This window comes from Sulfitobacter sediminivivens, from assembly GCF_042611115.2.
In the GTDB taxonomy this organism is placed as follows: Bacteria; Pseudomonadota; Alphaproteobacteria; order Rhodobacterales; family Rhodobacteraceae; genus Sulfitobacter; species Sulfitobacter sediminivivens.
Genome location: NZ_JBHGAR020000005.1, coordinates 95341 through 117648 on the forward strand (window position 1 = coordinate 95341; position 22308 = coordinate 117648).

Annotated in this window: 23 protein-coding genes; 5 read left to right on the forward strand and 18 right to left on the reverse strand. The window is 55.5% G+C overall.

Features of this window, described 5'->3' with window-relative positions; all coding sequences use genetic code 11:
- Positions 1-79 precede the first annotated feature (79 nt).
- The 8 genes from glpK to glpD all read right to left on the reverse strand — a co-directional run bounded on the left by glpK (position 80) and on the right by glpD (position 9378).
- Entirely contained in the window at positions 80-1567 is a 1488-nt protein-coding gene (gene glpK / locus ACEWL3_RS07575; protein ID WP_386179136.1) for a glycerol kinase GlpK, read from the reverse strand.
- 148 nt (positions 1568-1715) lie between these two features.
- On the reverse strand, positions 1716-3437 hold the full coding sequence (locus ACEWL3_RS07580) for an ABC transporter substrate-binding protein (RefSeq protein ID WP_386179132.1): 1722 nt from the start codon (positions 3435-3437) through the stop codon (positions 1716-1718).
- A gap of 67 nt (positions 3438-3504) precedes the next feature.
- Entirely contained in the window at positions 3505-3777 is a 273-nt protein-coding gene (locus tag ACEWL3_RS07585) for a DUF2160 domain-containing protein (protein ID WP_114878724.1), read from the reverse strand.
- A 22-nt stretch (positions 3778-3799) separates the two neighbouring features.
- The gene (locus tag ACEWL3_RS07590; protein ID WP_386179127.1) at positions 3800-4651 is read right to left on the reverse strand and encodes a carbohydrate ABC transporter permease; all 852 of its coding nucleotides are present in this window, start codon (positions 4649-4651) and stop codon (positions 3800-3802) included.
- Positions 4651-5523 carry a carbohydrate ABC transporter permease gene (locus ACEWL3_RS07595; protein WP_386179124.1) on the reverse strand — a complete coding sequence of 291 codons (873 nt, stop codon included), beginning with the start codon at positions 5521-5523 and terminating at the stop codon, positions 4651-4653. Before ACEWL3_RS07595 ends, ACEWL3_RS07590 begins: the two co-directional genes overlap by 1 nt.
- Before the next feature lie 53 nt (positions 5524-5576).
- A complete protein-coding gene (locus ACEWL3_RS07600) occupies positions 5577-6656 on the reverse strand; it encodes an ABC transporter ATP-binding protein (RefSeq protein WP_386179121.1) in 1080 nt (359 codons plus the stop codon).
- A gap of 11 nt (positions 6657-6667) precedes the next feature.
- Complete coding sequence (locus ACEWL3_RS07605; protein WP_386179118.1) at positions 6668-7756, reverse strand: ABC transporter ATP-binding protein; 1089 nt, start codon at positions 7754-7756, stop codon at positions 6668-6670.
- Between the two features lie 20 nt (positions 7757-7776).
- Entirely contained in the window at positions 7777-9378 is a 1602-nt protein-coding gene (glpD, locus tag ACEWL3_RS07610; protein ID WP_386179115.1) for a glycerol-3-phosphate dehydrogenase, read from the reverse strand.
- A gap of 285 nt (positions 9379-9663) precedes the next feature.
- On the opposite strand from glpD, the gene ACEWL3_RS07615 reads away from it, so the two are divergent.
- The 3 genes from ACEWL3_RS07615 to ACEWL3_RS07625 all read left to right on the forward strand — a co-directional run bounded on the left by ACEWL3_RS07615 (position 9664) and on the right by ACEWL3_RS07625 (position 12302).
- The gene (locus ACEWL3_RS07615) at positions 9664-10422 is read left to right on the forward strand and encodes a DeoR/GlpR family DNA-binding transcription regulator (protein ID WP_386179112.1); all 759 of its coding nucleotides are present in this window, start codon (positions 9664-9666) and stop codon (positions 10420-10422) included.
- Positions 10423-10773: 351 nt separating this feature from the next.
- Complete coding sequence (gene cheB / locus ACEWL3_RS07620) at positions 10774-11826, forward strand: chemotaxis-specific protein-glutamate methyltransferase CheB (RefSeq protein ID WP_386179109.1); 1053 nt, start codon at positions 10774-10776, stop codon at positions 11824-11826.
- The gene (locus tag ACEWL3_RS07625) at positions 11823-12302 is read left to right on the forward strand and encodes a chemotaxis protein CheD (protein WP_386179106.1); all 480 of its coding nucleotides are present in this window, start codon (positions 11823-11825) and stop codon (positions 12300-12302) included. Before cheB ends, ACEWL3_RS07625 begins: the two co-directional genes overlap by 4 nt.
- Positions 12303-12448: 146 nt before the next feature.
- Here ACEWL3_RS07625 and ACEWL3_RS07630 read toward each other — a convergent pair whose 3' ends face one another.
- The 10 genes from ACEWL3_RS07630 to ACEWL3_RS07675 all read right to left on the reverse strand — a co-directional run bounded on the left by ACEWL3_RS07630 (position 12449) and on the right by ACEWL3_RS07675 (position 19968).
- A complete protein-coding gene (locus ACEWL3_RS07630) occupies positions 12449-12838 on the reverse strand; it encodes a DUF8776 family protein (RefSeq protein WP_386179103.1) in 390 nt (129 codons plus the stop codon).
- Complete coding sequence (locus ACEWL3_RS07635) at positions 12835-13221, reverse strand: response regulator (RefSeq protein WP_386179100.1); 387 nt, start codon at positions 13219-13221, stop codon at positions 12835-12837. Before ACEWL3_RS07635 ends, ACEWL3_RS07630 begins: the two co-directional genes overlap by 4 nt.
- Before the next feature lie 40 nt (positions 13222-13261).
- Positions 13262-14104, reverse strand: coding sequence for a CheR family methyltransferase (locus tag ACEWL3_RS07640; protein ID WP_386179097.1), 843 nt, complete (start codon positions 14102-14104; stop codon positions 13262-13264).
- A complete protein-coding gene (locus tag ACEWL3_RS07645; RefSeq protein WP_386179094.1) occupies positions 14101-14559 on the reverse strand; it encodes a chemotaxis protein CheW in 459 nt (152 codons plus the stop codon). The genes ACEWL3_RS07640 and ACEWL3_RS07645 overlap by 4 nt, the downstream gene beginning before the upstream one ends.
- Entirely contained in the window at positions 14556-16763 is a 2208-nt protein-coding gene (locus ACEWL3_RS07650; RefSeq protein ID WP_386179091.1) for a chemotaxis protein CheA, read from the reverse strand. Before ACEWL3_RS07650 ends, ACEWL3_RS07645 begins: the two co-directional genes overlap by 4 nt.
- Before the next feature lie 11 nt (positions 16764-16774).
- Entirely contained in the window at positions 16775-17140 is a 366-nt protein-coding gene (locus ACEWL3_RS07655) for a response regulator (RefSeq protein WP_386179088.1), read from the reverse strand.
- Complete coding sequence (locus ACEWL3_RS07660; RefSeq protein ID WP_386179085.1) at positions 17137-17412, reverse strand: STAS domain-containing protein; 276 nt, start codon at positions 17410-17412, stop codon at positions 17137-17139. Before ACEWL3_RS07660 ends, ACEWL3_RS07655 begins: the two co-directional genes overlap by 4 nt.
- A gap of 208 nt (positions 17413-17620) precedes the next feature.
- The gene (locus ACEWL3_RS07665; protein WP_386179082.1) at positions 17621-18700 is read right to left on the reverse strand and encodes a methyltetrahydrofolate cobalamin methyltransferase; all 1080 of its coding nucleotides are present in this window, start codon (positions 18698-18700) and stop codon (positions 17621-17623) included.
- Between the two features lie 14 nt (positions 18701-18714).
- Positions 18715-19644, reverse strand: a complete 930-nt coding sequence (locus tag ACEWL3_RS07670) for a methylenetetrahydrofolate reductase (protein WP_386179079.1) — start codon at positions 19642-19644, stop codon at positions 18715-18717.
- A gap of 24 nt (positions 19645-19668) precedes the next feature.
- The gene (locus tag ACEWL3_RS07675) at positions 19669-19968 is read right to left on the reverse strand and encodes a virulence factor (protein ID WP_114878707.1); all 300 of its coding nucleotides are present in this window, start codon (positions 19966-19968) and stop codon (positions 19669-19671) included.
- A 271-nt stretch (positions 19969-20239) separates the two neighbouring features.
- Here ACEWL3_RS07675 and ACEWL3_RS07680 point away from each other — a divergent pair, with 271 nt between their 5' ends.
- Positions 20240-21361 carry a Ppx/GppA phosphatase family protein gene (locus tag ACEWL3_RS07680; RefSeq protein ID WP_114878706.1) on the forward strand — a complete coding sequence of 374 codons (1122 nt, stop codon included), beginning with the start codon at positions 20240-20242 and terminating at the stop codon, positions 21359-21361.
- Positions 21361-22083 (forward strand): RlmE family RNA methyltransferase, encoded by a 723-nt coding sequence (locus ACEWL3_RS07685; protein ID WP_386179075.1) that lies wholly within the window; start codon positions 21361-21363, stop codon positions 22081-22083. Before ACEWL3_RS07680 ends, ACEWL3_RS07685 begins: the two co-directional genes overlap by 1 nt.
- Positions 22084-22308: the final 225 nt, after the last annotated feature.

Below are 22308 nucleotides of genomic sequence, written 5' to 3' on the forward strand. Positions count from 1 at the left end.
TGCGCCTGCAGACCTGATATTATCGTCAAACGCGCTTTTGGTCAGAGGGTGCCGCAGCGTTGTTTTGGTCATGCCAACCCTAAAACCCCAAGGTGGCCTGAACGGCCCTCTTCCAAGATGCGTATTTCGTCTCTCGTTGGGTCTCGTCCATTGTTGGATTGAACTGTTTGTCCTGTGTCCAGGAGGCCGCAAAGGTCTGTTGATCCGGGTATACACCGGCGCGCATACCAGCGAGCCATGCAACCCCAAGTGCGGTGGTTTCCTGGTTCTTGGGGCGGTCCACAGGAGCTGCAATGATGTCGGACAGAAATTGCATGGCCCAGTCACTTGCTGCCATGCCCCCATCCACCCGCAACGTTGGCTGAACACCTGTTGCCTGCCAGTCTGCCGCCATCGCTTCCAGCAGGTCGCGCGTCTGATACCCGACACTTTCAAGGGCGGCCTTGGCCATTTCTGCGGGGCCGGTCCCGCGGGTCAGGCCAAACACAGCACCTCGGCAATCAGGGTTCCAATAGGGCGCGCCCAACCCGACAAAGGCGGGCACAAGGACGACGTTCTGATGCGGGTCCGCCTGTTCGGCAAGTCCTTGGGTTTCGGCCGCATCCTTGATGATCTGCAGGCCATCGCGCAACCATTGCACCACTGCACCGGCGACAAAGATTGACCCTTCGAGGGCATAGGTAGGCTTTCCGTCCAACTGATATGCAATTGTTGTCAGCAGCCGGTTTTCCGAAACAACAGGCGTTTCGCCGGTATTAAGCAGGGCAAAGCACCCGGTGCCGTAGGTTGATTTCAACATGCCCGGCTCAAAGCAGGCCTGCCCGATGGTCGCGGCCTGCTGGTCCCCGGCGACGCCATAGATCGGTATCTCCGCGCCAAACAAACCTGACTGCGTGTGCCCGAAATCAGCGGCGCAGTCTTTCACCTCAGGCAACATTTGCATCGGTATGTCGAGCAGTTTGCAGATCGTGCTGCTCCACCGACCTTTGTGAATGTCATAAAGCATCGTGCGCGCGGCGTTTGTGGCATCGGTGGCGTGAACCGCACCGCCAGTTAGCTTCCAGATCAGGAAGCTGTCGATTGTGCCAAACAACAACTCGCCATCGGCAGCGCGTGCACGCGCGCCTTCGACGTTGTTCAAAATCCACGCGAGCTTGGTGCTTGAGAAATAGGGATCAAGTAAAAGCCCGGTCCGGGCGGTGATCATCGCTTCATGTCCGCCGTCGCGCAGGGTGCGGCATTGCTCTGCGGTGCGGCGGTCTTGCCAGACGATGGCATTGTGAATGGGGTCGCCGGTTTTCTTGTCCCAGACAACCACGGTTTCGCGCTGATTGGTGATCCCGATCGCGGTGATCTGTGACGCTGAAATGCCGCCCCGTTCGATCGCCCCGCGGCATGTGGTCGTGGTTGTGGCCCAAAGGTCTTGGGGGTCATGTTCAACCCAGCCGGAGTCAGGGAAATGTTGCGGAAACTGTTCTTGTGCACTGGCAACAGCAGTCATCGCGCTGTCAAACAAGATCGCACGGGTTGATGTCGTGCCTTGGTCGATGGCCAGAACATAGGTCATTTTGGATCCCCCGTTTCTTTGGTTGCAAACAGCGGCCGCTTTGGAAAGCAGCCGCTGATCTTATCAACTGGAACAGGTCCAGTTGATAATTTGCTTCGTCAGTTATGCAATGTGTTTGGGGCCGGTCGCCGGGCCCCAAACGAAAGACCTACTGCCAGGACTTGATCAGCTCGTCATAAGAGATCGTAACCGGATCTTCGTCTTCGTTTTCCAGTTTTGCCTTGGGCGAACCAGGCTGCTCAAGCCAGTAGGACGGATCCTGTTCGTCGTTCATAACCGGACCAATGTCGCCTTGAACACCGGCACGCTCCAGACGGATCAGGACTTTTTCCTGATCTGCGCACAATGCGTCGAGTGCTTCTTGTGGTGTCTTGGCACCCGACATTGCGTCGCCGATGTTCTGCCACCACAGCTGAGCCAGCTTAGGATAGTCAGGAACGTTGGTACCTGTTGGCGACCACTGAACCCGCGCTGGTGAGCGGTAGAATTCGATCAGACCACCCAAACGGGGCGCACGCTCAGTAAAGCTTTCATGCTGGATCGTCGATTCACGAATGAATGTCAGGCCAACATGGCTTTTCTTTACGTCGACAGTTTTGGACGTCACGAACTGCGCATAAAGCCACGCCGCCTGTGCACGATCTACTGGTGTCGATTTCATCAGCGTCCAGGAACCGGCATCCTGGTAGCCGATCTTGGTGCCTTCGGTCCAGTAAGCGCCGTGTGGCGAAGGTGCCATCCGCCACTTTGGCGTGCCGTCTTCGTTCATCACCGGCAAGCCGGGCTCAACAGTTGCTGCGGTAAATGCGGTGTACCAGAACATCTGCTGGGCGATATTGCCCTGCGCAGGAATTGGGCCTGCTTCAGAGAATGTCATACCAGCGGCGGCTGGAGGAGAATACTTTTCCAGCCATTCGATTGCTTTGGTCACAGCATAGACTGCTGCCGGGCCGTTTGTGGCACCACCACGGGCAACACAGGAACCCACGGGCTGTGATTTTTCATTAACCCGGATGCCCCATTCGTCAACCGGCAGGCCGTTTGGCTCACCTACGTCGCCGGCACCGGCCATGGAAAGCCACGCATCAGTGTAGCGCCATCCCAATGAGGGGTCTTTCTTGCCGTAGTCCATATTGCCAAAGACTTCGCCTTCGACACCAAGACGCGACAGGTCACGCCCGGTAAAGAATTCAGCGATGTCCTCATAGGCAGACCAGTTGACCGGAACGCCCAGATCGTAGCCATACTTTTCTTTGAAGTCGGCCTTGTTCTGTTCGTCGTTGAACCAGTCATAGCGGAACCAATACAAGTTCGCGAATTGCTGGTCAGGCAATTGATAGACTTTGCCATCCGGGCCCGTTGTGAACGACAGACCGATAAAGTCCGCCAGATCGAGGTTAGGGTTGGTGACAGCCGCACCGTCGCCGGCCATCCAGTCGGTCAGGTTGCGGGCCTGCTGATAGCGCCAGTGGGTGCCAATTAGATCGCTGTCGTTGATATAGGCGTCATAGATGTTTTCGCCCGACTGCATCTGTGTCTGCAGCTTTTCAACAACGTCACCTTCACCGATCAGGTCATGGGTGACCTTGATGCCGGTGATGGCTTCGAATGCAGGTGCCAGAACGGTGGACTCATACGTGTGGGTCCCGATCGTTTCTGAAACAACGTTGATCGACATGCCCGCATAGGGTGCGGCCGCATCGACAAAAAACTGAAGTTCAGCTTCCTGTTCGGCGCGCGACAGCGTCGACATATCCCCGATTTCGCTGTCAAGGAATGCCTTGGCGGCCTCCATATCAGCGAACGCAGGTGCGGCAAGCATGCAAGCAGCAAGACCTATCGCAGTGGTTCCTTTAAGTCGCAAGTTCATGAGTGTTCCTCCCTTATTGAGAACAGTATAGGCAGCCCGGTTCTTGCACACCGGATCACCCCTTCGATTAAACCCAGCGGAAAACCGCTATGGCGTAAAACAGACTTACAATCAGCGCACCCCATTGGGGGGCATCGAGCAGTCCGAGCCAGGCCAGATTGATAAAAGCCGAGCCCAATAGCGTGATGAACAACCTGTCACCCCGCGTCGTTTCGATCCGAAGGATACCGTTGCGCGGTACTTCGGGATACTTGATTGCCAGGATCGTAAAGGTGATCAGCGTGGCCGCGATGATGCCGAAGAAAGCGGCGGTGGGCCAAGTCCAAGCCATCCATTCCATATTGTTTTCTCCCTTTCTTTTCTTACACGCGGCCCAGGGCAAAACCCTTGGCGATGTAGTTGCGGACAAAGTAGATCACCAAGGCACCGGGCAGGATTGTCAGAACACCCGCCGCGGCCAATACGCCCCAATCAATTCCTGCAGCACCGACAGTGCGGGTCATTGTCGCGGCAATCGGTTTGGCATCGACGCTGGTCAGTGTCCGGCTCAACAGCAATTCAACCCAGCTGAACATAAACAGAAAGAACGCGGTGACACCGATTCCCGAGGCCACGAGCGGCGTAAATATCCGCAAGAAAAACCGGGGAAACGAATAGCCGTCGATATACGCCGTCTCGTCAATTTCCTTGGGCACACCGCGCATGAACCCTTCGAGGATCCACACCGCCAGAGGCACGTTGAACAGACAATGTGCCAGGGCCACGGCGATATGCGTATCAAACAACCCAACTGAGCTGTAAAGCTGAAAGAACGGCAGCGCGAATACCGCAGGGGGTGCCATCCGGTTGGTCAACAGCCAAAAGAACAGATGCTTGTCCCCCATGAAGGTGTACCGGCTAAAGGCATAAGCAGCGGGCAGGGCGACGAGCAGAGAGATAACCATGTTCATCACAACATAGGCCATCGAATTGAGGTAGCCTGTGTACCATGACGCATCGGTCAGGATTGTCAGATAATTGTCAAAGGTCAGGTTGCGTGGCCATAATGTAAAGCTGTTCAGGATCTCCGAGTTGGTCTTGAGGCTCATTGTCAGCAGCCAGTAAATTGGTAGCAGCAAAAACAGCAGATAAAGGCCCATGACGATGGCGTTGCCCTTGATCTTGGGGAACCCGATGCTGCGGGACTTTGGGGCGGATACTGTAAAATCAGACATTAGTGGCCATCCCTTTTGTCGAGGTTCGTCATCACTGTGTAGAACACGTAAGAAACGAGCAGGATTACGAGATAATACATGATCGAGAACGCCGCAGCGGGGCCGAGATCAAACTGTCCCAGCGCCATCTTGACCAGATCAATCGACAAGAATGTGGTCGAGTTGCCGGGCCCACCACCTGTCACCACGAAAGGCTCGGTGTAGATCATGAAGCTGTCCATGAACCGCAACAGGATCGCAATCATCAGAACACCCATGATTTTGGGCAACTCGATAAAGCGGAACACCTTCCAACGGCTGGCCTGATCAATTTTGGCGGCCTGATAATAGGCGTCAGGAATGGATTGCAGACCGGCATAGGCCAACAGGGCAACAAGCGATGTCCAGTGCCAGACATCCATCACGATGACCGTGATCCATGCGGCATAGAAGTCTTGCGTGTAGTTATAGTCGATGCCCAGTGCCGCAAGCGTGTAGCCAAGCAGGCCAATATCGACACGTCCGAAAATCTGCCAGATCGTGCCCACCACATTCCATGGAATGAGCAGCGGCAAAGACATCAGCACCAGGCACAACGACGCCCAAACACCCTTTTTGGGCATGTTCAGCGCGACAAAGATACCAAGCGGTATTTCGATGGCCAGAATGATCGCGGAAAAGACGATCTGACGGCCCAATGCATCCCACATGCGTTGCGACGATATCATCTCTTTGAACCAGTCTAGGCCTGCCCAAAAGAACTGGTTGTTGCCGAATGTGTCCTGCACCGAGTAGTTGACGACTGTCATCAGCGGGATCACTGCTGAAAAGGCGACGAGCAAAAGAACAGGCAGAATGAGAAACCATGCCTTTTGATTGACTGTCTTATTCATGGTGCATTCCTCTGAGCATTGTGGGCGGCAAAAGGGTGTTCGGCAGGGTCATATCAGGCCGCCTTTGGCGCGACGCGCCAGCTGTCGGAATAGACGTTGATGCCCGCCATATCGAAAACAACGCGGTTCATATCGGGGGAAATATTTGCACTTTCCGGGGCGAGGATGTTGATTTCTGTCCCAAGGAAATCGGCGCGCACAATCTTGTGGCGGCCGACATCTTCTACCCGCCTGATTTTTACCGGCAGTCCTTCGTCGCCAGAGCTGAGCGAGGTGAATTCCGGCCGCACACCAAGTTCAACCTTGCCCGTCGGGGTCCCAAACCCCTTGCCCAGCGAAATCTCTGTGCCTGCGACGACGGCCTTGTCGCCGTTCACTTTGGCCTCGAGGACATTCATGCCGGGCGAGCCGATGAAGTAGCCAACAAAGGTATGCTCTGGCTGCTCGAAAAGCTGCTGAGGTGTTCCCATCTGCACGACGCGGCCGTCGAACATCACGACCACCTTGTCAGCAAAGGTCAACGCCTCGGTCTGATCGTGGGTCACGTAGATCATCGTGTGACCAAATTCATGATGCAGGGATTTCAGTTGTGTGCGCAGTTCCCATTTCATGTGCGGGTCAATGACGGTCAGCGGTTCATCAAAAAGCAGCGCATTCACATCTTCGCGCACCATGCCACGGCCCAGAGATATCTTTTGCTTGGCATCCGCCGTCAGCCCCCGCGCCTTGCGATCAAGCGTGGCCTCCATGCCGATCATTGCCGCAATTTGCTGAACGCGGTCGCGCACATAGGCGGCATCGGCACCACGGTTGCGCAGCGGAAATGCCAGATTGTCGCGCACCGTCATGGTGTCATAGACCACCGGAAACTGGAAAACCTGCGCGATATTGCGTTGCGTGGTTGGGGACATCGTCACGTCGCGGTCATTAAACAGGATACGTCCCTGGCTTGGATGCAGCAGGCCGGAAATGATGTTCAACAGAGTGGACTTACCGCACCCGGATGACCCCAGCAGCGCATAGGCTTCGCCATCAATCCAGTCGTGGTTGAGCTCTTTAAGGGCATAGTCATCTTCGCTCGTGGGATTTGGAAAATAGGAATGCGCCAGATTTTCGAGGGTGATTTTTGCCATTTTGAGGTCCCTCAGGCTGCGGTTGCATATGAGGCAGGGGCGACTGAAGTGCCGTCTTCTGCAAAGATGTAAACATGTTCCGGGTTCAGATAGATGTCCAAAGGCGCGCCAATTTCCAATTCCTTTACCCCATGGATCAAGCCGACCCAGCTTTCGCCCTGATGATCGAGGTGAATGAATGTCTCGGATCCTGTGATCTCGGTCACGTGCAGTTTTGCACTGAATTCCAACGCATCCGCGCTCTGTTTTTTCAGCTCCAGATGGTTTGGACGGAACCCGGCGAGATAGCTGCCGTCTTCCAACCCCGCAAGCGCACCGGAAGCTGCTGCGGCCTGACCTTCGCCGAAAATGATCCGGTCACCTGATTTCCGAATTTTGAGAAAATTCATCGGCGGATCAGAAAATACTCGCGCTGTCGTGGCGTTGACGGGCTGTCTGTACACAAGTGGCGTCTTTCCAAATTGGGTGATCCGGCCTTCCCACATCGTGGCCGTATTGCCACCCAGCAACAGGGCTTCTTCGGGCTCGGTTGTGGCGTAGACAAAGATGGAGCCGGCTTCTTCGAAAATCTTCGGGATCTCGGCACGCAACTCTTCGCGCAGCTTGTAGTCCAGGTTCGCCAAAGGTTCATCCAGCAAAACCAGACCGGCGTCTTTCACCAGCGCACGCGCCAGCGCGCAGCGTTGTTGTTGGCCACCCGAAAGCTCCAGTGGTTTGCGATCAAGAAATGCAGAGAGTTTCATAAGGTCCGCGGCTTTCTTGACAGCCACATCAATCTGATCTTTCGACTGCCCCAAAAGGCGCATCGGACTGGCAATGTTTTCATACACCGTCATTGACGGGTAATTGATGAATTGCTGATAGACCATCGCCACGCCCCGGTCCTGAACGCGCATGCCGGTCACGTCCTTGCCTTCCCATATCACCTTGCCACGGTTGGGCACATCGAGACCCGCCATCAAACGCATCAACGATGTCTTGCCAGATGACGTTGGCCCAAGCAGCACGTTCATGGTGCCGGCCTGAAGTTCCAGATCGGTTCGGTGAATATGTGTCTGGCCGTTCACGACCTTGGTCACGCCCTCTAGAACAAGTGACATTTCTCTCTCCTTTTCGCAGATTACACTGCGTGTTGCTGCAGCAGACTGGCAGTCGATTTTGCCACCCATCCATCCAGCACGTCGATTTCTTTCTTCGTGAGCCTGAGGCCCAGCTTGGACCGCCGCCAGATGATGTCATCTGCGCTGCGTGCGTATTCGTTTTGGATAAGCCAGTTCACTTCCCGTTCGGTCAGATTGGCCCCAAAATCCTGCCCAAGGTCAGCTTGGGTTTTTGCATCGCCAAGGACATCAAATGCATCCAGACCGTAGGCTTTGACCAGACGTGAAACCCAGCGCGCATTCAGGAAGGGATACTGCGTTTTCAGCCGCTCCATCAGGGCGGCAACACCATCCACCGGAAAATCACCGCCGGGCAGGGGCACGCCAGCCGTCCACGGTTCCCCGGTCTGTGGGAAAAACGGCGCAATCTTCTCCAGTGCGGTTTCGGCAAGCCTGCGATAGGTCGTAATCTTTCCACCGAACACATTCAGGATCGGCGCACCGGCCGATTTATCGACCTTCAGCACATAGTCGCGGGTCGCAGCCGTCGCCGAGGTCGCGCCATCATTGTAAAGCGGTCGCACGCCCGAATAGGTCCAGACGACATCGTCGGTTGTGACCGGCTTTTTCAGGTACTTCGATGCAAACTTGATCAGGTAATCTTGTTCCTCGGGGGTGCAGACCGGTTTTTGATTGACGTCTTCGTGGTCGGCATCGGTGGTCCCGATCAACGTGAAATCGGTTTCGTAGGGGATCGTGAAAATGATCCGTCCGTCTTCGCCCTGAAAGAAATAGCATTTGTCGTGCTCATAAAGCTTGGGCGTCACGACATGGCTTCCGCGCACCAACCGCACACCTTCGGTGGAATTGATCCGAACAGTGTTGCGAATAATATCCTCGACCCAAGGACCGCCCGCATTCACCAACATACGTGCCGTGACCATCCGGCGTTTGCCGCTTTCGTTTTCTTCAAGTGTGACTTGCCAGGTGCCATTAACCTGTTCTGCGGAAATGACCTTGGTGCGCACATTGATCTTTGCCCCGCGCGCTTCGGCGTCACGTGCATTGAGAACGACCAGCCTGCTGTCTTCAATCCAGCAGTCAGAGTATTCGTAGGCCTTTTCAAACCGTTCCTGCAACGGTGCACCTTCTGGCATTCCTGCCAGTTTGAGCGATGTTGTGCCCTTCAGAATTTTGCGCCCTCCCAGATTGTCATACAAGAACAGACCAAATCGGATAAGCCAGGACGGACGCCGCCCCTTCATCCACGGCATCACGATACTCAGCACTTTTGAGGTTGGGGTATCGCCCTCGAACCGCATGTCCATGTGATACGGCAGAACAAACCGCATCGGCCAAGAAATGTGCGGCATCGCCTTGAGCAAAGTCTCTCGCTCAATCAGTGCTTCGCGGACAAGGCGGACTTCCCAATATTCCAGATATCGCAATCCGCCGTGAAAAAGCTTAGTAGAGGCGGAAGATGTGGCTGACGCCAGATCATTCATTTCGGCCAGCTCGACGCTCAGACCACGGCCAACCGCGTCACGGGCAATGCCACATCCATTGATGCCCCCGCCAATGACGAAAAGATCGACAATTTCCTGATTTTCACGCTTATCCAATGAAGCCCCCCGCATTCATTACCGCCGCAGCCTCCCAGCTTGCGGTGCAAAATCAATCAACACCATCCCGCGTTGTAAGGCAATAACGAATGTTCGTTTATTTTCGTTATCACATAACGCCTTGAAAATAATGTGCATTATTGTTCGATAAGTCACGTATTTGATCAGTTCCTGCACTATCGTGCGAATCGGGCACTTGACGCTGGGTCCGGACTGCTGATTGTTTAGGCACATAGATGCCCCGCAGGTTCGCGGTTTGGATTTGGCTGTAGCAAGGGGAAGCTGATGGTCTCGAATTTCAGACAGAAAGAGATACTCGAACTTGCGCGCAAGGAAGGCAAAGTCACGGTCGATGGTCTGGCCGGGCTGTATGATGTCACTGTCCAAACGATCCGGCGCGATCTGTCCGATTTGGCGGACAGTGGTCGGCTTGAGCGTGTCCATGGCGGTGCCGTTGTCCCGTCGGGTGTGGTCAATATCCTGTATGAGGAACGCCGCCGCCTTAATGAGGCCGGCAAAAAGGCAATTGGTGTGAAATGCGCGCAGGCGATACCGCACGGTGCGTCGGTTTTTATGAACATCGGGACAACTACGGAAGCCGTCGCGCGCGAACTGCTGGACCACGAGAACCTTCTAGTTGTGACCAACAACCTCAACATCGCAAACATTCTGGCCGCCAATCACAGCTGTGAAATCATCCTTGCAGGCGGTGTTCTGCGGCGCGCTGATGGTGGCATCGTCGGTGGGCTGACGGTGGAGATGGTCAAACAATTCAAATTCGACTACTCGGTCCTTGGCTGTTCGGCAATCGATGTGGATGGTGACCTGCTTGATTTTGACGGGCAGGAAGTGATTGTCAGCAACACGGCGATTCAACGTTCGCGCAAGGTGATGGTTGTTGCGGATCACCTGAAATTTGAGCGTAAGGCACCGTTGACAATCTGCTCTCTTGCTGATGTTGCGGTGATCTTTACGGACGCCAAGTTACCCGGTGAATTGTCGGCAAGATGCGACACCTGGGGCACCCGTGTCATAACTGCATGAGGGTTGTGGACACCGTTCTTGTCGCGTTGGTACGAGAACCCTGTTGTATGGCGCAAATACCTTGCGTTTGATGAAGAGCAACTGATCGAAATCTTTGCCGAGCAGCAAGGCAGGCTCTGGTGGTCGTGAGTTTGAAGGCCGGCACGGGCATAACCGGCGCACCGGGATATCGATTTCATGGTTTTGATGTCTCGGTGTGATATTGCGGCCTTTTGGTGGGGCAGCGCGGCCACTAGACTTTTTCGATTAAGAACCCCTTCACAACTTGCAGCCATAAATGTCCGTGACGCCACATGGGTTTACACACCTTTAGGCACGTGCCGTCTGGGATTTGGAAAGTCACCGTTTTTCATGATGAAACGAGTTGTAATTGTCGACGATTCACGTGCCATGCGTGCCTGGCTGCGGGCCGTTCTGGATCGGGATCCACGGCTCAACGTGGTGGGTGAAGCGGAAAATGCCAATCAAGCCCGCCAGATCATCAAAGAAACAAAACCTGACGTGATCACTCTGGACATACATATGCCGGGCATGAGTGGGCTTGAATTCTTGTCACGTCTCATGCGGCTCCATCCATTGCCCGTCGTCATGGTTTCAGCAGCAACCAAATTCGGTTCAGAGGCGACCATCACTGCCCTGATGAACGGTGCGGTTGACTGTATTTTGAAACCGACAGGTGGCACAGATGCCAAAACCAGCCGGGATATGGCGCGGCGGGTTTTTTCCGCCGCATGCAGCAGTGTCCGACCGTCAGGGAAAGTTCAATCTTTCGCCGTGCCCACCTTGCAGCCGCCCGATGGCGGGCCGCAGCCCATTATTCTGATCGGTGCCTCAACCGGTGGTGTCAGCGCCCTTGAGGTCGTCTTGCGGGATTTGAGCCCTGATGGCCCGCCGGTTGTTATCGTTCAGCATATGCCAGCGACATTTTTGATCAGTTTCTCAAAACTTCTCAACCGGAAGCTTGATCAGGATGTCGGACTGGCAACTGACGGTGGGTGTCTTGGTGCAGGGCAGATAGTCTTGGCCCCTGAACAGGGATATCATACTGAGATCAACCGCCGAAATGGCAAATGGGTCACGTACCTTCGACCTAATAACGAACGGGCCGCACATTGCCCGTCGGTGGATGCGCTTCTTTCCTCGGCGACACCATTTGGTCATGATGTGATTGGCGTGATTTTGACTGGCTTGGGCCGTGACGGGGCCGAAGGGTTGCTGCAACTGCATCGCTCCGGGGCACAGACCATCGGTCAGAATGAAGCAACAAGCGTGGTTTTCGGAATGCCCAGAGCGGCCTGGGAATTCGGTGCCGTTGATCATCAACTGCCGCTCGAACATATTGGTCAAGCGATCAACGCAGCAGTTGAAAAGCATGGGCGACGGCCGCACCGTCTGGTCAGATGATCAGTACGTCGGTTTTCATAACCAAAGGGGAATATGCCATAACGGATGATCCCGATGCAACCATCTCGACGTTGCTGGGGTCCTGCGTCGCGTGTTGTTTGTGGGACTGGATCGCGGGGGTTGGCGGGATGAACCACATGTTGATTACCACCGGCGGAAAGCGCGATGCGCGGTGCAACAGGGCGGGCGTGCAGGCGATGGAACTTTTGGTTCATGACCTGCTCAGTTACGGTGCCAAACGCAGTCGTCTGCAAGCCAAGGTATTTGGAGGTGCGCAAATGGTGCGCGGGCTTTCCGGCATTGGTGCAGCCAATTGCACGTTTAAGCTGGACTATTTGCAGCGCGAAAACATCCCTTGCGACACACAATCTTTGGGCGGTGCAATGGCCCGGCAAGTTCAGTTCTGGCCAGTGCCCGGGGCCGCTCGCCAAAGGAGGTCAGGGAAACAAGCCTTATCGTTGAACCAAAAGTCCTGACCATGCAATCCAAGGAGCATGGGACAGCGCTTCTTTGGGGACATTCTGTGGTTATGGGGAGGTGCGCTGGTCGTCAACAATTGGTTTGACCTAGCTAACGCATGAACCGCTCAGATGATTACATCAAAGGACATTCATGAGATGGTCTAAAACAGATCGAGATCACCAGATCCATCATTGCTGGTCTGAGAGCCTGCCGGGACCTTTCGCGAACAGACCAAGACCTTTGTGTCGTTGAGCGTGAGCTTGGCGCTGATCTCGGCAGCGATGGAGAAGCTGAGCGAGCCAGTACCTTCAGCATGCCCCAACAACAGCGCCAACTTGGCGAGGTCTTCCAACGATTGACGCAGGTAATCAAGGCTTTGCAGGTTGGTTATGACCTGTGCGAGCTGGGGCGTCTTTGCACATATTTCTTCACCAATTTCATGTTCCAGATCACGGACCTGAGTCCCCAATGTACCAAGGTAATCAGACAGCCGGATCATCACATCAGAAAGCGCCTCGGCGTTGGCGGTCTGGACCAGTGAGGGCGTCAAAGTCTACCTACCACCGCTTCGATGCAGTTGCGCAGAGCGTCCGGCTGAAAAGGCTTTTTGAGAAAATTGTTCATGCCCAGTTTCTTGCCGTGATCAACGATCTTTTGCTCTGCGTTTCCAGTAATGAGGACAAACCCAACACCCTTTGTCTTTGGTGCCCCGCGCAGGTGTTGCAACAAGTGCAGACCATCCATTTCTGGCATGTTGTAGTCTGAAATCACCAGGTGAACAGGATGTTTGGCAAGAGCCAGCAACGCCTGTTTGCCATTTTCCGCAGTTGTGATGTTACGCACGCCAAAGCCGTCGAGAGCTTGCGTGATCAACCCCCGACTGGTTGACATATCATCCACCACCATGATCCTAATTTGATCGCGCAGTGCCATAACTCAGTTCCTTTTCGTGTTTCTGATTGCGTTCAGGCGGTTACCCGGCCTTGCGCCGGTAGCTCGTGGGCCCGGAACACTCAAACCCAAATGCTGCCGGATCACCGATGCGTTCGGAGTGGCCCAAGAAAAGCAAACCATCGGGCGTCAACGCTTCTCTAAACCGCGGCCATAATCGGGTTTGTGTTTCGAAATCGAAATAGATGACAACATTTCGGCAAAAGATCGCATCAAATCGCCCCTGCATTGGCCAGGAATCTAGCAGATTTAGTTCATTGAAGCGGATCAGTCTTTTCACGCAGTCTTTGGTGGCAAAGGTTTCCTCGCCGTCCATTTCAGGGCCTGGGTCAAAGAACCTAGTCATTATTCCCGGCGCAATGCCCGTCGTGAACCTTTTGGGATAGCAGCCCCGTCTGGCAAAACTGACGACCTCTGTATCGATATCGGTTGCGAGAATGCGCAGGTCGTAACTGGCAATTTCCGGGCAGGTTTCTAGCAAGCGGATTGCAGCAGAAACGGCTTCTTGACCGTTGGAACATCCCGCAGACCAAATGCGCAGCCGGCCCCCGGCGCGCAGCAGCGATAAGGAGGCGCGCACGCTGGCGCAAAGCGCGTCGAAATGATGATCCTCTCGAAAGAAATGAGAGACGTTGGTCGTCAACGCAGAAATTAGTTGCTTGCGTTCGCTTCTGCCTCCCTCGGAGCAAACGAAGGAACAATAGTCGGAGAACTCGGACATTTTTAATGCCTGCAACCGACGCCTGAGACGCGATTGGATCATCGTGGTCTTTTCGTCAACCAACGTCAGGCCACTTTCGCGATAGGCCAGATCGGCAATCGCCCGGAAACTTACCTTGTCCAGTTCCGCATGCGGTTTCGTCATGCCGCAGCACTTTGTGACGGAGCAATGACAATGGCAAGGTCAAGGACCCGGATCAGGCGGTCGTCTATCAACGTCAACGCGCTGACGACGTTAGGTACACTGCCGCTGTTCATGTCGGGTGGCGGTTGCAGGTCTTGTGCGGTGAGGGCAATGATGTCAGACACCGCATCAACCAGAAGCCCGGTCATCGTGTCCTCGAATTTGACAACGATAATGACGTTCCGATCGGCTCTTTCACATGGTGGCAGACCAAGACGTGCGCCCAAATCCATCACGGGCAGCACGGTGCCGCGCAAGTTGATGACACCTTTCATGAAATGTGGCGCGTGGGGCAAGGGCGTTGCGCGCGTCCACCCCCGAATTTCTCGGACTGACATGATGTCGAGGGAATATTCTTGATCTGCGAGCCGAAACGTCAAGAGTTCAATTGTCGCTGATGTGCATGCGTCGCTCATGCCAAGGCTCCTGCGTCAAGGATTGGCGGGCGCGGCGCGGGGTACTGTCCTGCGATGGAAATAATGTCCGCAGGGTCAAGGATCAGCGCAATCTGCCCGTCCCCCAGTATCGTCGCCGCTGAAAAGCCGGGCGCACGGTAAAAGCTCTCATCAATACCCTTGATCACAACCTGACGCTGATCGAGAACATTGTCGATGATCAGAGCTGCGCGGTTGCCGTCCTCAAGCGCGATCAGCAAGATGACCGCGCCATCAAAGCGAGGCAGCGGGGGGCGGTAGCCAAGTTCCAGACCCAGATCAAATAGCGGCACCACTGTGCCTCGTACGCGCACGACAGTGGTGCCGGGCCGGACCATTTCAACATCTTTTGCCGTAACAGTCAGTGTTTCAATGACTAGATTGAGCGGCAGGACCAGGGTTTCGCCCGCGACCTCAACAACCATGCCCTCAAGCACGGCCAAGGTCAGGGGGAGCGAAATGGAAAAAGTCGTACCAGCTCCAGGTACCGACTGTATGGTGATCCGACCGCCAAGGGCCTGAATGGCAGTGCGCACGACGTCCATGCCAACGCCGCGACCTGACAGCTCTGACACGACGCTTGACGTGGAAAAGCCGGGCAGAAACAATAAGTTGTCGATCTCTGTTTCACTGAGCTGTGAGTCTGCGGGTACGAGACCTTTATCAGTAGCGATCTGCAGGACATTGGATCGGTTGATCCCGGCACCGTCATCGGCAATTTCGATGATCACCCTGCCGGAACGGTGCGCGGCGCTGAGCCTGATTTCGCCTTGTGGAGGCTTGCCGGCAGCGATCCGTGCCTCCGTTGTTTCCAGCCCGTGATCGACCGCATTTCTGATCATATGTGTCAGCGGATCAGCCAGCCGCTCAATTAATGTCTTGTCCACTTCAGTGTCTTCACCTTGGGTATAGAGGCGTACGTCTTTCGCCACGGCACCTGAGGATTCGCGTGTGATGCGAGACATGCGCTGAAACAACGGCTTGACCGGCTGGGCCCGTATCATCATGACACTGTCCTGAATGTCTCTGGTCAGGCGCTGAAACTCTTCCAGACCATTCATCGTTTCCGAATAGGGGGGCAGACCCGATTGCTTTAGGCTCTGGCTCAGGATGGCTTGATTGATGACCAACTCGCCCACCAGATTGACCAGCCGTTCAATACGATCAAGATCGACACGGACCACTGATTTGGGTGGAGCGGTGGTGGGACCGGACCTTTCTGATGGGGCAGGGATACTGGACTGGCGATCATTGTTCGGTTTCTCAGCCGTCTCCGTGCCCAGAGCGGTTGAATTCTGAGCCGTCTCAGCACCGGAATCGCCGGAGTTTTGCGGCTTTGGTGATGCAAGAAACCCTTCATCTTCATCAGAACTCTGGTCACTGCCGAGCTCAATCTGAAGGCCGCACAGACCTTCCACAAATTCAAATATAGAGGCGATTTCTGACGCATCGGCAATGGTTTCAAGCCAGATCGTCCAGGTGATATGGGGAAGCTCTGGAACCAAAAGTTGCAAATCGGGTATCTTGCTTACATCTGCGGTGATGATTGCAGAGCCCAGACTGCTCAGGTTTCTCAACAGAGAAAATGGCTCGTTACCGGTTTCAAAGAGTTCTGGAAAAGGGGTGAACGTCACAACATAGCAATTTCGATCTGGAGACTTTGGCATGGCGTTAAGGTCGTCGGCGGAAAGCAGGTCGGTCGTGTGGTCATCCCCAAGACTGAGGTCAAGCGACAGGGGCATCGGTTGAAAATCGATGGCGTCCCCGTTCAGGGGTTCAGCTGTCACACCGTTACCCAGAAGGCCCTCCAATTTGGCCACCAGAGTTTCAGTCTGTGCAACGGGGAAAGATGTGCTGTCGCGGCTGGCAAGGACCAGATCGGTCAAGTGGTCCGCTGCCTGATAAAATAGCTTCAGCGTGCTCGGATCAACTTGCAGGTGACCCGACCGGACGTGGTCCAGAACCGTTTCGAAACTATGTGCAAATCGCACCAGTGCGTCGAGCCCAAAGGCCCCCGCGCCACCTTTCACTGAATGGACGGCACGAAAGACGACATTGATCGTTTCGCTGTCGTTTTGGCCTTCCTCAATGGTTTGAAGACCGTCCTGCAATGCCTCGATCAGGTCGTCACATTCGATAAAGAATGAGGCGCGGATTTCAGTGAGTGGATCAATCTGAGAGCTCATCGCTGATCCCTTTATCCCGCGACCATGTGAAGTGCCTTGACCAGTTTTTCAGGATCGAAGGGCTTGACGATCCAACCGGTTGCGCCAGCCTGCCGGGCGCGTTGTTTCAGATCGGGGGCGGCTTCGGTGGTCAGGACGAGGATCGGCGTGGCGCGATGTTTTTCCTGTCCGCGTACTGCGCCGATGAAGCCGAAGCCATCCATACGCGGCATGTTGATGTCCGTGATGATTGCATCCGGCGCTATGCCATCCAGAACTTCGATACCATGGATCCCGTCGTCAGCTGTGTGCACCGTAAATCCCGCAGGAAGCAGCGCCAGACGGATCATGTCGCGCATGGTGCGGCTGTCATCAACGGCAAGTATGTTGAGTGTCATTCGGACCCTTCCATGATCATTTGCGGGGTCATGCCCATTGCGGCGAGTTGGCCCAGAACGCGGTCGCTTGCTTCGGTCAATCTGAAATCATGGCCGCTTGCGCGCGCAGAATTGGCGGCGGCAATCAGCGTTTGTGCGCAAAGCGCCCCCAATTGGGTCACCTTGGCGAGGCTGACGGTCACGTCCTTGCCTGCACATGCCATCAGATCATCATGCAATTGCGGGACAACAGACAGGTCAAGCTTGCCTTCCAGCGATAAGGTTTCAGCCATCGCAGGCTGGTATTTGGGTGGATGTGATCAAGTCCATTTCAGGCACTCCGCTGCTTCTTCGGCTGTGCCTGTTCTAAAGGGCGTTCCGTTAATTACGCGTTACTTCCCAAAATTTTCCACCACACGCCGACCAAAGTCGTGCGCACAAAAAGGAAAAAGCCCCCGGCGCGACGGCACTGGGGGCTTTGCAGAAAAAAAATTGTATGTCTTAGCCGCGCCGTCTGCCGCCGACCCGGCCCGCGCGTCCCCGGCCTTCATGGCCTGCTTTGGGGGCGACCTTGTTGAACTTGATCCATTCACCGCCGTGCGGATCGCGATCAAACAAAAAGTTGGCAGCGCGGATTGCTTCCATTTCCTTGCCGGCACGCGGCAAGGTGGAGCCCATACCAAACAGTTGCACAAAGACTTCGTCGTCCATGTCTTCGGGCAGAATGATCCCCGTCGCGGCAATCTCGGCCTTTTTCTCGGCGATCTTGGCCGCATTCACCGGCAGGCCAACAGGGTTCATGATCGCAGACGTCATGCCTGCACCCATTGCCATGGGCAGGAACGCGTTGTTGATGCCATGGCGGTTGGGCAAGCCAAAGCTGATGTTAGACGCGCCGCAGGTCGTGTTCACACCCAGTTCTTCGCGCAGACGGCGCACCAGCGTGAAGACCTGATGACCGGCTGTTGCCATCGCACCAATGGGCATCACCAGCGGGTCCACCACAATGTCATGCGCGGGAATGCCAAAATCAGCTGCCCGCTCGACAATCTTTTTGGCCACGGCAAAGCGCACATCAGGGTCCTCAGAGATGCCGGTGTCATCGTTGGAAATTGCCACTACCGGCACGTTGTATTTCTTGACCAATGGCAAAACGAGTTCCAGCCGCTCTTCTTCGCCGGTGACTGAGTTCAACAGCGGCCGACCTTCACAGGCCTTAAGCCCGTTTTCAAGCGCGCCCGGCACTGAGCTGTCGATACAGATCGGGATGTCGACAACCGATTGCACGATCTTGATCATTTCGGGCATCAGCATCGGCTCAACAAAGTTGTTGTCGGCATAGCGGGGGTCTTCTGCCATCTTGTTTGAGAATACCGCACCGGAATTCACGTCCAGAATGTTTGCGCCCGCAGCCATCTGCGCAATCGCGTCCGCTTCAACGCGGCTGAAATCGCCGCGCTCCAACTCCTCGGCCAAAATCTTGCGGCCAGTAGGGTTGATCCGTTCGCCGATCACACAGAAGGGCTGATCAAAGCCGATGATGGCGGTCTTGGTTTTGGATTCGACAATTGTGCGGGTCATTATTGATGTGTCCTTTAGACGGCGTTTGCAGGTTGGGCAGCGTCGCCACCGTTTTCGATGGCCCATGTGGCATTGGTCTTGATCCCGCCCAGCGGAAAGAAATGCACATGAGAGATGTTAAAATCAGGGTTGGCCGCTTTGTGCAGGGCCAGTTCACTGATCACATCTGCGGGTTCATAAGGCAACAAGAGCTTGGTGACATCCAAGGCCCGTTTTTGCAGAACTTTAAGCGACGGGCCAACCCCGCAGGCAATGGCGAATTTGATCAGCGTTTGCAGCTTGGCCGGGCCCGCGATACCGATGTGAACGGGCAGGGTGATGCCAGCCTCTTTCAGGCTGTCGGCCCATGCGATGATCGGCTTGGCCTCGAATGCAAATTGCGTGGCGATGGCCATTTTGGCATCCGTCCGGGTCTGGAATTCATTCTTCCATTTCAGCGCCGCAGTCACACCTGTCATGGTACCGTCGGTGTCAATGTCGCGGTTGCCCTCCGGGTGGCCCGCGACATGCAGACGCTCAAATCCAGCCTGATCAAACAGGCCGGTTTCCATCAATTGCATTGAATCGCTGAAATCGCCATGCGGGCTTGTCACGCCGCCTGCAAGCAGCAGCGCCTGTTTGACGTCTGCTTCACCCTGATAGCGGGCGATCCAATCGGCCAGCGTCGCTTTGTCCTTGATGATGCGCGCAGGGAAATGCGGCATCACCCGATATCCGTCCGTGTTCAGGCGTTTGGCGGTGGCGACCATGTCCTCGATCGGGGTGCCTTCGATATGGGCGATATAGATGCGGGTCCCATCTGGCAGCAGCGTGCGGAAATCCTCAACCTTCTCGGCGGTGCGCGGCATCACCTCGATCGAGTATTCCTGCAAAAACGCTTCGATCTCTGCGGTCGGCAGAACGGGGGCCGGTGCTTCCTTGCGGCGGAAATTCAGTAAAGCCATAATGTTATCCTTGAACATGGGCGATCAGGCCCAACCGTCGTTGTCAATCAGCGCCTTGATCCGGGCGCGGTCAAATTCTGCATCAATGCGGGCGGCTTCGGCGTCGGCCACTGCGTCATCGCTGTCTCCTGCGACTTCAACCGGGTCTGCCTTGCGCCATTCCGCCAGATACGCATCGGTATCCTCGGCACCAATTTTCATGGCGGCGCGGTCAATTGCCTGCTCAAAACGCTCAGGCAGTTGTCGTTTTGCGCCGCGACGGCCTTTGCCGACGATAACCTGTGCAGGAATATCGCGCCAATAGACGATGATGACCTGTGGCATGATGATTCCCTCTCCGGGTGGATGACCCTGCGCCTTCTGTAGTCCAAGCTGACAAGTTGACGATGGCGGTTTTCGACAGAACACGGAGCTTCCGCGACTTGCAGCTTAGTGTACCGCGTCGGCTTGCCAATCGCGAGGGCGGTGCAAGGTCGAATTCTTCACCAAGATTATGAGAAATCCGTCAAGCCCTTCCGCATGACCCGCGATCACGCTTGCGCGGGCGCGTGGCAACCATTACGTTGATCCCAACTCGATATGAAAGGCGCGACACATGGCGCCACAGCGTCCCAAAGGTGCGGGGGCGCTCGAAAAGGACACGATACCGGCTCTGAGCCCCGCGCCAGTTCCGCCCAGATCGTCCGAACTTTATGCGGCCCTCGATCTGGGTACAAATAGTTGCCGCATGTTGATCGCGCAGCCCAAGGGCAGCGGTTTTCATGTTGTCGACAGTTTTTCCAAGTCCGTCCAATTGGGATCGGGCCTGGAAAAGACCGGGCGATTGTCGCGCGGATCCATGGCGCGTACCATTCAGGCATTGCGCATTTGTCAACAAAAACTGCGCCGCAACAAAGTCCGCCGGATGCGGTTGGTCGCGACCGAAGCCTGCCGTCGGGCGCTGAACGGTGAAGAATTCATGAAGCGCATTCACCGCGAAACGGGTTTGCGGCTCGACATCATCAAACCCGAGGAAGAGGCGCAGCTTGCGGTGATTTCCTGCGCGCCGCTGGTCAACCGCAAGACCGAGAACCTATTGGTCGTGGACATTGGCGGCGGGTCGACCGAACTCGTCTGGATCGACATCAAGCATGTGCCCAAGGCGGATCGCGCCCAATCCATCATGCGGCTGCATTCGGGGTTTTCCCAAGCGCTCTCCGACATCCCCGCGGCCAAGGTGGTGGATTGGATTTCCGTGCCGTTGGGTGTGGCAACCTTGCGCGATCAGTTTTCCGATGTCGAAGATGATGCGGCGCGTTTCGCCCTGATGAGCTGGTTTTTTGAAGAGAATTTGACGGAGTTCACGCCCTATCAGTCCGCGCAGCCCCAAGAACGGTTTCAGATAGTCGGTACCTCCGGCACCGTGACGACAGTTGCGGCCAGCCATCTGGGGCTCAAACGCTATGACCGGACCAAGGTGGACGGCTTGCGCATGAGCAGTCAACAAATAGATAAAGTAATCCATTCGTATCTCGCGATGGGGCCGGGGGGCAGGCGGGCCGATCCGCGCATCGGGCAGGACCGCTCGGCGCTGATCATGTCGGGGGTCGCCATTTTGCAAGCCTTGATGCGGTGCTGGCCCACGGACCGGTTGTCAGTTGCAGATCGCGGTCTGCGCGAAGGGCTGCTATATGCGCAGATGAGCGCCGATGGCGTATTGGAAGAAGGTAAGTACTGATGACCAAGACACCTGATGGAAAGAACACTTCGGGGCGCGGACAGCGGGACCTCAAGATCAAGGTCAAGTCGGCGCGCGGGCGCAAGCTCAGCTCAACGCGCTGGTTGCAGCGGCAGTTGAACGACCCTTATGTCAAACGCGCCAAAGCCGAAGGGTATCGCGGTCGCGCGGCCTATAAGATATTGGAACTGGATGATAAGTTCCGGTTCCTGGTACCCGGAGCGCGGATTGTGGATTTGGGCTGCGCGCCCGGTGGCTGGTGTCAGGTTGCGGTCAAACGCTGTAATGTGCTGGGCGAACGCGGCGGCAAAGCGGTTGGCACCATTCTGGGCATTGATATCCAGGAAATGGAGCCGATTGCGGGCTGCGAATTGCACCAGCTTGATTTCATGGAAGATGATGCAGACCTCAAGGTCAAGGAATTGCTGGGCGGCAAGGCAGATGTGGTGATGTCCGACATGGCGGCCTCGGCCTCGGGGCACAAACAGACCGACCATTTGCGCATCATCGCCCTTTGCGAGGCGGCAGCCTATTTCGCCTTTGATGTCTTGGAAGAAGGCGGAACATTTATCGCCAAAGTTCTTGCGGGCGGGGCCGAAGGTGATTTGCAGAAACTGCTCAAACAACGGTTTGAAAAAGTGGCAAATATCAAACCGCCAGCGAGCCGATCCGACAGTTCTGAAAAATTTGTCGTGGCGACCGGGTTCAAAGGGGCTGCGTAGGTAAATTGTCAGACAGCCGGATTATTACGACCCCTAGAAACCTGGTTTTTCTGCTGGCACCTGTTTTCTCGACCCGGTTTGGTCCGGTTCCTGATGCAGCGCTCTTGCTTAGTCGCTGTCTCAGGTGTTCTGGCCCAGATGCAGGCGGGGCCGGATAAGCGTACGCTATTTCATGTTGGGTCTGGGCGAACGCAGAGAATGCACTGCGTTTTTTAATATCTGTTG

What these genes read in the sequence shown, in the direction of transcription:
- glpK (WP_386179136.1), bottom strand. Translation starts at nt 1,567, where the DNA reads ATGACCTATGTTCTGGCCATCGACCAAGGCACGACATCAACCCGTGCG.
- ACEWL3_RS07580 (WP_386179132.1), bottom strand. Translation starts at nt 3,437, where the DNA reads ATGAACTTGCGACTTAAAGGAACCACTGCGATAGGTCTTGCTGCTTGC.
- ACEWL3_RS07585 (WP_114878724.1), bottom strand. Translation starts at nt 3,777, where the DNA reads ATGGAATGGATGGCTTGGACTTGGCCCACCGCCGCTTTCTTCGGCATC.
- ACEWL3_RS07590 (WP_386179127.1), bottom strand. Translation starts at nt 4,651, where the DNA reads ATGTCTGATTTTACAGTATCCGCCCCAAAGTCCCGCAGCATCGGGTTC.
- ACEWL3_RS07595 (WP_386179124.1), bottom strand. Translation starts at nt 5,523, where the DNA reads ATGAATAAGACAGTCAATCAAAAGGCATGGTTTCTCATTCTGCCTGTT.
- ACEWL3_RS07600 (WP_386179121.1), bottom strand. Translation starts at nt 6,656, where the DNA reads ATGGCAAAAATCACCCTCGAAAATCTGGCGCATTCCTATTTTCCAAAT.
- ACEWL3_RS07605 (WP_386179118.1), bottom strand. Translation starts at nt 7,756, where the DNA reads ATGTCACTTGTTCTAGAGGGCGTGACCAAGGTCGTGAACGGCCAGACA.
- ACEWL3_RS07615 (WP_386179112.1), top strand. Translation starts at nt 9,664, where the DNA reads ATGGTCTCGAATTTCAGACAGAAAGAGATACTCGAACTTGCGCGCAAG.
- cheB (WP_386179109.1), top strand. Translation starts at nt 10,774, where the DNA reads ATGATGAAACGAGTTGTAATTGTCGACGATTCACGTGCCATGCGTGCC.
- ACEWL3_RS07625 (WP_386179106.1), top strand. Translation starts at nt 11,823, where the DNA reads ATGATCAGTACGTCGGTTTTCATAACCAAAGGGGAATATGCCATAACG.
- ACEWL3_RS07635 (WP_386179100.1), bottom strand. Translation starts at nt 13,221, where the DNA reads ATGGCACTGCGCGATCAAATTAGGATCATGGTGGTGGATGATATGTCA.
- ACEWL3_RS07640 (WP_386179097.1), bottom strand. Translation starts at nt 14,104, where the DNA reads ATGACGAAACCGCATGCGGAACTGGACAAGGTAAGTTTCCGGGCGATT.
- ACEWL3_RS07645 (WP_386179094.1), bottom strand. Translation starts at nt 14,559, where the DNA reads ATGAGCGACGCATGCACATCAGCGACAATTGAACTCTTGACGTTTCGG.
- ACEWL3_RS07650 (WP_386179091.1), bottom strand. Translation starts at nt 16,763, where the DNA reads ATGAGCTCTCAGATTGATCCACTCACTGAAATCCGCGCCTCATTCTTT.
- ACEWL3_RS07655 (WP_386179088.1), bottom strand. Translation starts at nt 17,140, where the DNA reads ATGACACTCAACATACTTGCCGTTGATGACAGCCGCACCATGCGCGAC.
- ACEWL3_RS07660 (WP_386179085.1), bottom strand. Translation starts at nt 17,412, where the DNA reads ATGGCTGAAACCTTATCGCTGGAAGGCAAGCTTGACCTGTCTGTTGTC.
- ACEWL3_RS07665 (WP_386179082.1), bottom strand. Translation starts at nt 18,700, where the DNA reads ATGACCCGCACAATTGTCGAATCCAAAACCAAGACCGCCATCATCGGC.
- ACEWL3_RS07670 (WP_386179079.1), bottom strand. Translation starts at nt 19,644, where the DNA reads ATGGCTTTACTGAATTTCCGCCGCAAGGAAGCACCGGCCCCCGTTCTG.
- ACEWL3_RS07675 (WP_114878707.1), bottom strand. Translation starts at nt 19,968, where the DNA reads ATGCCACAGGTCATCATCGTCTATTGGCGCGATATTCCTGCACAGGTT.
- ACEWL3_RS07680 (WP_114878706.1), top strand. Translation starts at nt 20,240, where the DNA reads ATGGCGCCACAGCGTCCCAAAGGTGCGGGGGCGCTCGAAAAGGACACG.
- ACEWL3_RS07685 (WP_386179075.1), top strand. Translation starts at nt 21,361, where the DNA reads ATGACCAAGACACCTGATGGAAAGAACACTTCGGGGCGCGGACAGCGG.